Origin of the sequence: Methylocystis heyeri (assembly GCF_004802635.2) — a bacterium.
In the GTDB taxonomy this organism is placed as follows: Bacteria; Pseudomonadota; Alphaproteobacteria; order Rhizobiales; family Beijerinckiaceae; genus Methylocystis; species Methylocystis heyeri.
Map to the genome: position 1 here is coordinate 2,851,643 of NZ_CP046052.1, position 12,414 is coordinate 2,864,056.

Genomic DNA, 12,414 nt, shown 5'->3' on the forward strand with positions numbered 1-12,414 from the left:
ACTATTCGGAGACGATCCGCCCCCGGCGCGCGAACTCTCCCGCTCTCGCCTCGGCGAGGTCGGCGAAATCGCACCGCGCCTCGATCTCCAGAAAAAAGCGCGCCGGCCGGGCGCCGAAGTTCTCCAGCACGAGATCTTCATGCAAGCCGCCGTCCATCCAGCGGCTGATCGTGAGCTGGATCGTGCGTTGTGGAACGACGCCGTTTGCGGTTCTCATCGTGCGATTGATCAGATAGCTTCGCGCCGCGAAATGTGAAACCGGCGCGGCGTTGAGATAATCCCATTCTTCTCCGTCCGCGTAGATGCGCCAGCAGCTGACGAGGCGGGTGTCGCGGAAATAATATCCTTTGGCGCTCGGCTCCCGGATCTGGCCGTCGCAATCTGTGACCAGAGCGCTATGGCCCTGGTGCAGAGCGAGTTGGGAAGGTCCGACATCGATACGAAAGCTCAACGCTGCGGCTCCTTCTCATGCGCGTCGACAAAGCTCGCCTCGCTTCGCCAACTGCTCGATGCGATCCGCGGTGCGCAGAGCCACCGCCTGGATCGTCAGCGAAGGGTTGACGCCGCCCACGGTCGGGAAGACGGAGCCGTCGCAAACCCAAAGATTGCCGATGTCCCAGCTTCGGCAGTCGGCGTCCACGACGCTGGCGCGCGGATCGTCGCCCATGCGCGCCGTGCCGCCGAGGTGATTGGCGTCCTGCTCCTGGCGGAAAGTGTTGCGCACGCCGGCCGCCTTCATGCTCAGCTCCATCTGGTCGAGAGCGTGACGGATCAGAGCTTCGTCGTTCTGCGTCCAGGCGTAATGAATGCGGGCAATGGGCAGACCGTCGTCGTCTTTTTCCTCGTCCAGGGTGACGCGATTACGCTCGTCGGCCATCGCTTCGCCGACCATTTTGACCCCGACCATGTGATTATATTTGGTCATCTCCTCGCGTAGCGCCGCGCCCCACAGCCCGCGCGAACCGGTCAGCACCGTCGCCCATTCGATCGGGAGCGGGCCCTGCGCCATCCAGCAATAGCCGCCGTGAAAATCCTTGTTGTCGTCGTAGTTCCAATGTTCGGTGACCGTGGTCGAGGGCGGCGCCTTGTACCAGCGGATCTCTTCATCGACCTCGCCGAACACCGCCTGGTTGGGCTGGGTCATCAAATTCTTGCCGACGAGGCCGGAGGAATTGGCGAGCCCATCGGGAAAACGGTCGTTGGCGGACATCAGCAGCAGCCGCGGCGTCTCCACCGCATAGCCGGCGACGACCACGTTCCTGGCGCGCTGGAAACGCCACTGGCCCTCGCGGCGATAATGCACGCCGGTCGCGAGCCCACGCCGATCGGTCTCGATCCTGCCGACCATCGCGAGGTCGCGCACTTCCGCGCCCGCGGCCATGGCGCGCGGAATCCAGACGATCAGCGCGCTCTGTTTTGCGTTGGTGGAACAGCCGAAACGGCAGAAGCCGCGATAGACGCAGGGCGGCGATTTTCCACGCGGGGCGGAGACGGTGGCGAGCGGAGTGGGGCTCCACGCCATGCCGAGCGCCTCGGCGCCGCGCGCCAGCACCATGCCCGCGGCGTTGACGGGATGGGCGCGGTAAGGATAGCGCGGGCGCTTCGGCCCCCACGGATAGTCGATCGGGCCGGAGATCGCGAGCGCCTGCTCGGCTTCTTCATAGTAGCGCCACATCTCGCGCCAATCGAGCGGCCAGTCGGCGCCATAGCCCATCTTCGAGCGCGCCTTGAACCATTCGGGACGGAAGCGCAGCGAGACCATCGCGAAATGCACCGTCGAGCCGCCCACCGCCCTGCCGCTGTTCTTGGCCCCCATGATGAGCCAGTCGTTGCCCTCGACGATACGGTTTCCGGTCCAATAGAGCTTGGTCTGTTCGGTCTCGTCGGAGGCGAAATCTTCGAGCGGCCTGAAGAACGGACCGGCGTCGAAGCCGATGGCGGTAAAACCTTTCTCGGCGAGGCGGCAGAGCAGCGTCCCTCCTCCGGCGCCCGTGCCGACAATCGCGAAATCCACCTCCTCGTCGTCGTCATACTGGCGCATCGGCACATATCCGCCCGGCGTGAAGACATCCGGCGCGCGCCCGCCCCTGGCCCGCGGCTCGGCGAAGGCGTCGCCGACATGGTCTTCAAACGACATGGCGGTTCTCCGCTCTCGCCCGATCCTGTTCCTCCTCGGGATGAGCCTCCACGGCCTCCCAGGGATCGCGCCGATCGGCGTCGAGCCTGACATAGCCGCGCGGGCTCGCAGGCCCGCCCCAGCCGATTTCGCTCCAGGCGGTCGGATGGCTGTAATAGGCGTTGACGACGTCGTGCAGCACGCGCCTGGCGAAGAACAATTGCGAAGGCATGCCGCGCCAGAGCGGCCCGACGAGCCGGTTTTCGGCCATCAGCGAAATCATCACGTCCTGATCGGCCGGGGGCAGTTCGTGAAACGGCAGCTTGCGGCGCTCGCGCGCGGCGGCGTCGAGAGCGGCCAGCGCCGCCTTCCAGGCTTCGCCCTGCGGCAGCATTTGCGCGAAGCGGTAGCCGTCGACGCGGTTGGCGAACATTTTTTCGTCGATATAGGCGGCGATCGGAACGGGCGGACGATCCGCCGGCTGCGGGATGATGCGGCCGCAGAGCGCCCGCAGCGTCTTCCACTCGTCGCTGGAAAAAAAACGCGGCCCGGGATGCACGGAAAGGCGGGCGTCGATGGCGCGCCGCGTCGCCTCGTTCCAGGAAAGCGTGTTGCGTTTGAGGAGAACGTCGTAACCCGGAAATCGATCGGTCACTGGCGCTCTCCCTCGATCAGATTCAGCGCGGCGAGACCCGCGAGCGCAAGGCCCGAAAAACTCGGCGGGGCAGGAATGGGCGGGCCGTCGAGCGCATTCTGGCGCCAGTTGCGCCAGCCGCCCATGCCCCGCGAGACGCCATAGCTGTGGAAGCCGACCCCGGCCATGCCGAGGAACGAGGTGAGGCCGAGCCAGAATCTTGCGAGCGGGCGCTTGCGCGGTGCGGGATTGAGAGCGGCCTCGGCGGTCAGCGCCGCAGCGATCGGCGGCAAGGTCACGGGCAGGAACATCGCCGGATTCTGGAAACTGCCGCGAAAATGCAGCAACGCGGCTTCGGCCGTCGCGCCGAGCAGGCCGATGCTCGAAAGCGCCGCGAGCGCGCGCCCTGCCGAGAGCCCCATGAAGCGGGGTTTCTTGTGGCTCTCCCGCGCGCTGGCGATACGGTCGGCGGCGAGCCCGGTCAGGCCGGAGAGAATGAGCGCGAAAGGAGCGCCCACCGGCGCCCCATAGAAAAAATTCTCCCAGCGGAATCCGCCGACGCGCTTTCCCACATTGTAGAAATGAAAGCCCGCGCCCGCCGCGCCCACCGCGATCCCCGCCCAATAGACGAGGCTGCGCCCCGTGCGGCCTGCGTGCGTCGACGCCCCCTGCGCGCTGGCGGCGATGTCGAGAGCCGAGCAGATCAGCGGAACGTACATGATCCTGTTGTGGAAGGAGCCGCGGTAATGCTCCATCGCGCTGTCGGCGAGGACCGAGGCCGCCAGCGTCGCGGCGGCGCCGCGCAGCTGCAGGACGGGGCGCTCCCGATGGAGTTGCGTCACGGGGAGTGGGGCCGCCCTACCTCCCCCTGCGTGGGGAGGTCGACCGCCAAAGGCGGTCGGATGGGGGGCCAAGACAGCTAGTGTTGGTTGTTTTTCGCCCCACCCCGCCGCTTCGCGGCGACCCTCCCCCTCGAGGGGTGGGTAGGCGCCCTCCGCCCGTTTCAAATGGCTGTTCTGGAGAGCTCTCATAAGATCAGCGCTCCTCCACCAGAAATTTCGCGGCGTCGGCGCTCTTGAACTCCAGCCCGTGTCCCGGCCGGCTGAGATCGGGCGCGATCTGGCCGGCGCAGGGAACCGGCGCGCCCTCGAACAGCATCGCTTCGATCCTCGCGTGGTCATGGAACCATTCCAGATGGCGCAGGCGCGGCGCGGCGCAGGCGGCGTGCAGATGCATCGCCGGGCCGCAATGTCCGGAAAGATCGATGTGATGGGTTTCGCACAGGATCGCGACGCGCAGAAAGCCGGTGACGCCGCCGCAGCGGGTCAGATCGGCCTGCTGGCAATCGACCGCCTGCGCCGAAAGCATGCGCTCGAAATAATCGAGCGTGTAGCCATATTCGCCGGCGGCGATGTCCATGCCGCCCGGCGCGCTGGCGCGGATCAGCGCGAGGCCTTCGAGATTGTCGGAAGACACCGGCTCCTCGAACCAGCGCACATCAAGCTCCCCGATCGCCTGCGCCATGCGCAGCGCTTCCCGCGCGGAGAACGCGCCGTTGGCGTCGACGAATAGCGCCGCGTCGCCCGCGGCCCGCCGTGCGACTTCCACCCGGTGCGGATCGAGGCCCGGATCGGAACCGATCTTGATTTTGACCGAGCGGCAGCCGTCGCGCCCGACCCAGTTTTCGAGCTGGGCGCGCATTTTGTCGTCGCTGTAGGTGGTGAAGCCCCCGGAGCCGTATATCGGAACGCTGTCGCGGATTCTGCCGAGGAGCGTCGCGAGTGGCAGGTCGAGAAGCCGCGCCTTGAGGTCCCACAGGGCGGCGTCGACCGCGGAGATCGCCGTCGACGCCAGCCCCTCGCGTCCGAGATTGCGCACCGCACGCTGCATGGCGCCCCATGCCCTCGACGGATCGAAAACGTCCAGCCCCTCGACCGCGCGCGCCAGCGTCGCTGCGATGAGGCCTGCGATCGACGCGTCGGCATAGGTGAATCCCAGACCCTCGCGTCCGCCCGCAAAGGCCTTCACCAGCACCAGCGTCGTCGCGTCCCAGGCGAATGTCCCGTCGGCCTCCGGGCCATCGGTCGGAATCGTATAGGCGGCGGTTTTCAGTTTCTCGATCCGGGCTTCGACGCGCGTCATGGCGGAACGCTCCTTTCGCGTCGGTTATTTGTCGCCCGGCAGCACGGAGCTGAAGAGTTGTCGCGCCGTATTCGCCAGAATGGCTCCCTCGCGCTCGTCGCCCTTGATCAGCATGGAGGTGAAATTGCGCATCTGCTCCAGGCTGACATGCGGCGGCAGAGGCGGCACCTCCGGATCGGTCTTGAATTCGATCACGACGGGGACGCTCGCCGCGAGCGCCTGCTCCCAGGCGGCGCCGATATCCTCGGGATCGTCGACATAAATTCCCTCGAAGCCGAGCAGGCGGGCGAATTTGTGATAGGGAACGTTGGGCAGCTCCTGCGAGGCGACGAATTTGGGGTCTCCCTCCATCACGCGCTGCTCCCAGGTGACCTGGTTGAGATCCTCATTGTTGAACACCCCGAGGATCCAGGTCTTGTTCTCCCACTTGCGCCAATATTTCGCGACCGTGATCAGCTCCGCCATATTGTTCATCTGCATCGCTCCGTCTCCGACGAGGCCGATGACCGGACGATCAGGACAGGCGAATTTCGCGGCGATGGCGTAAGGCACGGATGCGCCCATCGAGGCGAGCCCGCCCGACAGCGACGCCATCATGCCGCGCCTCATTTTAAGGTCGCGCGCGAACCAATTGGCGCAGGAGCCCGAATCGCTGGTGAGCACGACGCCCTCGGGCAGGCGCGGCGAAAGCTCCCAGGTCACGCGCTGCGGATTGATCGGATTTGCCTTGGCGTGGGCGCGCGCTTCCAGCGTCTTCCAGGACTGTGCGACCCATTCCTCCACGCGCTCGCGCCAGGCCCGGTCGGTCTTCTGGCGCAGCAGCGGCAGCAGCGCGGCGAGCGTTTCCGCAGCGTCGCCGACCAGATTGACCTCCATCGGATAGCGGATCGACAGCATATCCGCCTTCAGGTCGATCTGGACGCCGCGCGCCTGGCCTTCTTTCGGCAGAAACTCGGAATAGGGAAATCCCGAGCCGACCATGAGCAGCGTGTCGCACTCCATCATCATCTTGTAGCTGGCTTCGGTCCCGAGCAAGCCGATCGAACCCGTGACCCAGGCCAGTTGATCGGGCAGCGCCGCCTTGCCGAGCAGCGCCTTGGCGCAGCCCGCGCCGAGCTTCTGCGCCACGGCGATGACTTCATCGGTCGCGCCCAGCGCGCCGGCGCCGACCAGCATGGCGACCTTGGAGCCCGCGTTGAGCGCATCGGCGGCGCGCTGCAGATCCGCCTCATAGGGGATCGTCTTCGGCCGCGCATAGCCGACGCCGGAAAACACCGCGCCATGCTTGCGCGGCGGATCTTCATAGGGAAGATCCTGAAGATCATTGGGCAGAATGAGAGCGCAGACCTTGCGTTCGGCCACCGCTATCCGAACCGCCCGATCGACGAGGTGACGCACCTGAGCCGGCGCCGAAGCCTGTTGCACGAAGGCGCCGGCGACATCCTTGAACAGGTTCTGCAGATCCAGCTCCTGCTGGTAATGCGCGCCCATCGCCGTGCGCGCCTGCTGCCCGACGATCGCCAGCACCGGCTGGTGATCCATCCGCGCGTCATAGAGACCGGTCAGAAGATGCGAGGCTCCCGGCCCCGAAGTCGCGATGCAGACGCCCAGCTCGCCGCTGAATTTGGCGTAAGCCGAAGCCATGAAAGCCGCCATCTCCTCGTGACGCGCCTGGATGAATTCGATTTTTCCGGGAGCCCGATTCATTGCGCCGAAGACGCCGTTGATGCCGTCGCCCGGATAACCGAACATCCTGCGCACGCCCCAGGCGTGCAAACGATCGATGAGGAAATCGCCGACGGTGGTGCTCATGCCCCTCGCCTTTCGCTGGGCGGCGCGACGCTCAAAGCCTGCGCCCGCGCTCTTTGGAAAAACTGCGAGCCTGGACGCTCGCATCCTTCTCATCGCCCCCGCGGCGTTTTTCCAACTATCGCCGACCACTGCGAAAACAAGCTGCGCCGACGGGCGGAAAACAAGCTCCCTTGTCGCCTTCGGACGGCCGCCGATTTAAGCTGCAGGAGGGAGAACATGGCGCCGCGCCCGTTCTGGAAAGGCTATCTGAAACTCTCGCTGGTGAATTGCCCCGTCGCGCTCACGCCCGCGATCACGGAAGACAAGAAGCTGCGCTTTCATATTCTGAACCGTGACACGGGCAATCGCGTGGTCAGCCGTTTCATCGACGAAGGGAGCGGCGAGCCGGTCGAGGACGAGAACAAAGCCACGGGCTATGAAAGAGGCGCCGACGATTACGTCCTCCTCGAAGAAGACGAGCTCGATGCCGTCAGCCTCGAGAGCGCCCGCACCATCGACATCGAGACCTTCACGCCGGGCTCGAGCGTCGGCTGGATCTGGCGCGACAGACCCTATTATCTGACGCCCGACGATCCTGTCGGAGAAGAAGCTTTTTGCGTCATCCGCGACGCCATGAAATCGGCGCGCGTCGTCGGAATTTCGCGCCTCGTGCTGTTCCGGCGCGAGCGCGCGGTCATGCTGGAGCCGCGCGACAACGGCCTCGTTTTGTGGACATTGCGCTATGGCGACGAGGTGCGCGGCGCAGAGGAATTTTTTGCAAATATCGAAGACGGCGAATGCGACCCCAAGCTGCTCGACCTCGTTTCGACCTTGATCAAGGTGCGCAGCGAAGCCTGGAGCCCGGCCATGGCCGCCGATCCCATCCGCGACAGGCTGCTCGGCGTCATAGATTCGAAAAAGAAACACAGGCCGCCGCCGCGCGTCAAAGCGAAGGAGACCGAGGCGCAGCCGAAAAATGTCATCGACATCATGGAGGCTCTGCGCAAGAGCATCGCACGCGAAAAAAGCGAGGGCGACCGGAGATGATCTGCCCGACGTCCATTGCGGCCGCGATCACGCCGACCGATGGGAAGTTGCGGGCGTCAAGCATCGGCTTGCTACGCCGCTTTTCGGCGTTTTCCCTTTTTGAGCTCCAGCGGCGCGGCGGCCATAAAGAAATCCTTCCAGGGATCAAGGTTGAGCGAGGAAAGCCGGGTGGGCGCATTGTCGACGGTGAAATAAGCCGGCCCGACGGCGTCGCCGAGTTCGGCCCAGTCGAGCGGCATCGAGACCGCTGCGCCCGGCCGCGCCCGCGTCGAATAGGCGGCGACCGCGGTGGCGCCGCGCTGGTTGCGCAGATAATCGACGAAGATCCTGTCCTTGCGCCGCGCCTTGGTTATCGTCGAAACGTAACGCGCAGGGCTGTCGGCCTTCATTGCCTCCGCCAGTCCCTTGGTGAAGGACTTCGCCTCGCTCCAGCCCACCTTGCGCAGCAGCGGCGAGACGACATGCAGCCCCTTCCCGCCCGAGGTTTTCACAAAGGCGGCCAACCCCGCTTGGGCGAGCCTTTCGCGCGTTTCCTGCGCAGCCTCTACGATATCCGCCCATCCGACGCCTTCGCCGGGATCGAGGTCGATGGTGATCATATCGGGCCGCTCCCAATCGGCGACGCCAGCGCCCCAGGCGTGGATTTCGAGCGCCGCTCCCTGCACCAGCCCCATCAATCCGTCGAAATCGTCGATGCTGATGAGCGCGGGCTCCCCCGGCGCTCCCGGGTCTTTCACCAAAGCCACTTTTGGATTGATTCCCCGCCAGCCGTGCTTTTGAAAAAAGCATTGCCCTTGCGTTCCGTCGGGGCAGCGCAGCAAGGCGAGCGGGCGGCCGATCACAAAGGGCCGCATATAAAGCCAGACCTCGGCGTAATAATCCGCGAGGCCCTGCTTGGTCACGCCGGATTCCGGCCAGTAGAGCCGATCGAGATGGGTCATCTTCACCGCGGATCTTTCTGGTTCGGGCCTATGGGGCTGGTCTGGCGTCTCGAGCACGACCTCCCGGGCCGGTTTGTCTTCGCGCAACCCGCAAAAGGAAGCGTGGCGCAGATGGCCGTCATGGGTCCAGCCTCGAAACTCTACCTCAGCGACGAGTTCGGGACGCACGAAGCGTAGGCCCCGCGCTTCCGCTGCGCCGAGACGCTTGCAGAACGGACTCGACGTCGCCGGCATGGCATTGAGCTTCGCGAAGAGTCGCTCGGCCACGGCGGCAGAGAAGCCGGTTCCGACGCGCCCCACATGTCTCAGGCCGGCCTTTTCGAACACGCCCAGCGCCAGAGATCCGACCGCATTGCGGGAAGCGGTCGCGGGCGCAAAACCGCCGATCACGAATTCCTGCCGCAACAGGCATTTCGCTTTGAGCCAGCTCTTGGCGCGGCCGCTGCGATAGGGCGCGTCCGCGAGCTTCGATATGATTCCTTCGAGACCGAGCCGGCAGCAATGGCGCAGGACCAGCGGGCCGTCTTCGTCGAAATGGGCGCTGAAGCCCAGCGCGCCGGCGCCCTCCGGCACGATTTTTCGCAGCAGCTCCCTGCGATGTTTGAGGGCGCAGGAGCGCAGGTCGAACCCGTCGAGATAGAGAAGATCGAAAGCGTAAAAACGGAAACGATCGCCGCGCCCCTCGCTGAGATCTGTCTGTAGGGCTGAAAAATCCGACGCGCCGGCGGCGTTCTCCACCACGATCTCGCCGTCGATCAGAGCGGAGCGAAGCTCCAGCGCGCCGAGGGCGTCGACGATCCTCTTTCCAAATCTCGCGCTCCAATCCAGGCCGCGCCGCGTCAGGAGCCTAACGCGCCCCGCCTCTATCCGCGCCTGAATGCGATAGCCGTCGAATTTGATCTCGTGAAACCAGCGCCCCCCAGAGGGCGCGGTCTCTGTAAGGGAAGCCAGCATCGGCTCGACAAAAGCCGGCAGGAGCGATTTTTTGGCGCCCTTGTATTTTGCAGGCTTTGCCGGCTCAACGATGGGCTTGTCGTCGATCTGCGCAATCGGCCGGCCGCTTTTGACCGATTCCGGCCTTTCTTCGAGTATGTCGGGAGCCGCCCGAGCCTGCGCGAATTCGTCCTCGCCCTTGATGAGCAGCCAGTTCTCGTGCTTGTCCCGGACGTTTTTCCGCATCCTCACCAGATGCCAGCGGCCCTTGAGCTTTTCCCCGAACAGCTCGAAATCGAGATGGCCTTTTTCATAGCCCTTTCTGGCGTTCCCGATCGGCGACCAGCGGCCCCGATCCCAGACGATGACCTTGCCGGCGCCATATTCCCCCTTTGGAATCACGCCCTCGAAATCGCCATATTCCAGCGGATGATCTTCAACATGAACGGCGAGCCGCTTTTCGCCCGGCGCAAGGCTCGGCCCCCTCGTCACCGCCCAGCTCTTGAGGGCGCCGTCCATCTCGAGCCGCAAATCGTAATGCAGCCTTCTCGCGGCATGCTTTTGAACGACGAAGCGGCTTCCCTCGGAGGGCGCAACCGCGCCATAGGGCTCCGGCGTCCCCGAAAAATCCCGCTTCTCGCGATAGGCCTGCAGCGCCATGGCTCAGCCGGCCTTCGGACGGCGCGACGCCGCCGGCGCCTTCGTAGCGCGGGTGGCGGCGGGTTTGTCTGCCTTTTTCAGCGCAGCGGCGCTCTCCCTGAGCGCCGCCATCAGATCCACCACCTTCTCCCGCTCCGGCTTCCTGGCGGAAACGATCTTTCTTCCTTCAATTTTGGCCTTGATGAGATCGGCCAGGGCCTTTTCGTAGCGGTTCTCGAAGGTCGACGGATCGAAGACGCCCATCTTGCCGCGAATGATATGTTGTGCGAGCTCGATCGCCTCGGCCGGAATTTCTATCGCCGGCACATCCGCGAAAGCCTCTTTGGCCGACCTCGCCTCATAGTCGTAGTGGAGCGCCATCGCCAGCATGCCCGCGCCGTGCGGGCGAACGACCAGCGTGCGGATGCGGCGGAAGAGAAGCGCCGACGCGACAGCGGCCCTGTTCTCCTTTTTGAGCCCCTCACGCAACAGCCGAAAACTTTCCTCGGCCGTTTTGTCCGAAGGGGCGAGATAATATGGCTTGTCGAAGAAAACGTCGTCGACGTCCTCGCAGGCGATAAAGGACGAGATGTCTATCGTCTTGGAGTTGTGCGGCTGAGCCGGGGCCAGCTCCTCCGGCTCCAGGGCGACATAATCGCCCTCGCCGATCTCGTAGCCCTTGACCTGTTTTTCCTTTTCGACCGGTTTCTGCGTCTCGGAATCGATGAACTGCCTGTGGAGCCGGCGGCCGGTCTCGCGGTTGATCGAGTGAAGCGAGATCCGCTCCGAAGTCGAAGCCGCGGAGTACAAGCCGACGGCGCAGGTCAGCTCGGCGACCTTCAGGAAGCCTCTCCAGACGGCCCTCGGCGCCAATTGCGCCCCTCCTTCGCGATATCCCGAGAGGCCCGGCGGTTCGCGCGCGGGCCCCCGCGTAAACCTAGAGCGCCTTGCGCAAAAGTTGACGGGGCTTCGAGATCGAATCGGGCGGGAGCGCCGCCGAGGTCGCTACGCCTCGATCGGAAAAAGCGCCCGGCAGCGGGATTTCGAGCAGCGGAAAAGCTGTTAATTCACAGGAAAACATCGCAAATTCCGGCTTATCGCGGCCGAAGGCTTGGGGTAAAAGAATCATTAATTGCCTGATTTTCCGAAACTGCGGCCCGGGATCGCGAATGTCCAAGAAAACCCTGACCTGGATTGTTGCTGCCGCCCTCGTAGCCGCAGGCTACTTCGGCTACCAATATTGGCTGCAAATGAAGTCGGCGCTGCCCAAGAACATTGCTTCGGGAAACGGCCGGGTGGAAGCCAAGCTCGTCGACATCGCCGCCAAAGAGGCGCTGCGGGTGAAGGAAATCCGGGCCGCGGAGGGAGACCTCGTGAAGCCCGGCGAAGTGCTCGTCGTGATGGACACGGCGACGCTTCAGTCGGAGCTCGAAGAAGCGAAACTGGTGGTCGCGACCACGCTGCAAAAGGCGGCGGTCAGCAAAGCTTCCATCATCAGGAAAAAGAGCGAGATCGAGCTCGCCAAGATCGAGGTCAAACGCAGCACGGCGCTGGTCGCGCAGCGCGCCGGATCGCAGCGCGAGCTCGATTTTCGCAAGATGACGCTGGAGACCACGACCGCCGGCCTGCAGGAAGAGGAAGCCAAGCTCCACACCACCGAGCAGGAGGTTAAAACCGCCGAGGCCAAGGTCGCGACCGTCCAGACCCGCATCGACGACGCCATCCTCAAGTCTCCGGTGACCGGAAGGGTGCTTTATCGGCTTGCGGAAGTCGGCGAAGTCCTGGGCGCGGGCGGCAAGGCCCTGACGCTGGTCAACCTCGACGACGTCTATATGGAAATATTCCTCCCTTCGGCGCAGGCGGCGAGTTTGAAAATAGGCGGCGACGCCCGCCTCACCGTCGACGCCCTGCCGGGAATAGCGATACCCGGTTATGTGAGTTTCGTGTCGCCCGAGGCGCAGTTCACGCCCAAGCAGGTCGAAACCAGGAGCGAGCGTGACAAGCTCATGTTCCGGGTGAAGCTCCGGGTCCCGGAAAAAATCGTCGAGGAACACATCGATGCGGTCAAGACGGGCGTGCGCGGCGTCGGCTACGTCAAGCTGGACGATTCCGCCGAATGGCCGGCCTTTCTGCAGAACGTCGTTGCGCCCAAGAAGAACTGACGCGCGCAC

General features: G+C 64.5%; 11 protein-coding genes. 2 read left to right on the forward strand and 9 right to left on the reverse strand.

The window, feature by feature from the left end; all coding sequences use genetic code 11:
- Position 1 precedes the first annotated feature (1 nt).
- The 6 genes from H2LOC_RS21790 to H2LOC_RS13040 form a co-directional block, all read right to left on the reverse strand.
- On the reverse strand, positions 2 to 451 hold the full coding sequence (locus tag H2LOC_RS21790) for a glycogen debranching N-terminal domain-containing protein (RefSeq protein WP_246206827.1): 450 nt from the start codon (positions 449 to 451) through the stop codon (positions 2 to 4).
- Between the two features lie 15 nt (positions 452 to 466).
- Positions 467 to 2,137: a GMC family oxidoreductase gene (locus H2LOC_RS13020; RefSeq protein ID WP_136496771.1), complete on the reverse strand. Its 1,671-nt coding sequence runs from the start codon at positions 2,135 to 2,137 to the stop codon at positions 467 to 469.
- The gene (locus H2LOC_RS13025) at positions 2,127 to 2,771 is read right to left on the reverse strand and encodes a gluconate 2-dehydrogenase subunit 3 family protein (RefSeq protein WP_136496772.1); all 645 of its coding nucleotides are present in this window, start codon (positions 2,769 to 2,771) and stop codon (positions 2,127 to 2,129) included. Before H2LOC_RS13025 ends, H2LOC_RS13020 begins: the two co-directional genes overlap by 11 nt.
- Complete coding sequence (locus H2LOC_RS13030) at positions 2,768 to 3,592, reverse strand: hypothetical protein (protein ID WP_136496773.1); 825 nt, start codon at positions 3,590 to 3,592, stop codon at positions 2,768 to 2,770. Before H2LOC_RS13030 ends, H2LOC_RS13025 begins: the two co-directional genes overlap by 4 nt.
- A 193-nt stretch (positions 3,593 to 3,785) precedes the next feature.
- Positions 3,786 to 4,892 (reverse strand): enolase C-terminal domain-like protein, encoded by a 1,107-nt coding sequence (locus H2LOC_RS13035; protein ID WP_136496774.1) that lies wholly within the window; start codon positions 4,890 to 4,892, stop codon positions 3,786 to 3,788.
- 24 nt (positions 4,893 to 4,916) lie between these two features.
- On the reverse strand, positions 4,917 to 6,704 hold the full coding sequence (locus H2LOC_RS13040; protein WP_136496775.1) for a thiamine pyrophosphate-requiring protein: 1,788 nt from the start codon (positions 6,702 to 6,704) through the stop codon (positions 4,917 to 4,919).
- 216 nt (positions 6,705 to 6,920) lie between these two features.
- Here H2LOC_RS13040 and ku (H2LOC_RS13045) point away from each other — a divergent pair, with 216 nt between their 5' ends.
- On the forward strand, positions 6,921 to 7,730 hold the full coding sequence (ku, locus tag H2LOC_RS13045; RefSeq protein ID WP_136496776.1) for a non-homologous end joining protein Ku: 810 nt from the start codon (positions 6,921 to 6,923) through the stop codon (positions 7,728 to 7,730).
- 71 nt (positions 7,731 to 7,801) lie between these two features.
- Here the strand turns inward: ku (H2LOC_RS13045) and ligD are convergent, their stop codons facing one another.
- The 3 genes from ligD to H2LOC_RS13060 all read right to left on the reverse strand — a co-directional run bounded on the left by ligD (position 7,802) and on the right by H2LOC_RS13060 (position 11,420).
- Positions 7,802 to 10,264 (reverse strand): DNA ligase D, encoded by a 2,463-nt coding sequence (ligD, locus tag H2LOC_RS13050; RefSeq protein WP_136496777.1) that lies wholly within the window; start codon positions 10,262 to 10,264, stop codon positions 7,802 to 7,804.
- Between the two features lie 3 nt (positions 10,265 to 10,267).
- A complete protein-coding gene (gene ku, locus H2LOC_RS13055) occupies positions 10,268 to 11,116 on the reverse strand; it encodes a non-homologous end joining protein Ku (RefSeq protein ID WP_136496778.1) in 849 nt (282 codons plus the stop codon).
- A 64-nt stretch (positions 11,117 to 11,180) separates the two neighbouring features.
- Entirely contained in the window at positions 11,181 to 11,420 is a 240-nt protein-coding gene (locus H2LOC_RS13060) for a hypothetical protein (RefSeq protein ID WP_136496779.1), read from the reverse strand.
- Between H2LOC_RS13060 and H2LOC_RS13065 the strand changes: the two genes are divergently transcribed.
- The gene (locus tag H2LOC_RS13065; RefSeq protein WP_136496780.1) at positions 11,413 to 12,405 is read left to right on the forward strand and encodes an HlyD family secretion protein; all 993 of its coding nucleotides are present in this window, start codon (positions 11,413 to 11,415) and stop codon (positions 12,403 to 12,405) included. The two genes, H2LOC_RS13060 and H2LOC_RS13065, sit on opposite strands and share 8 nt — an antisense overlap.
- Positions 12,406 to 12,414 lie beyond the last annotated feature (9 nt).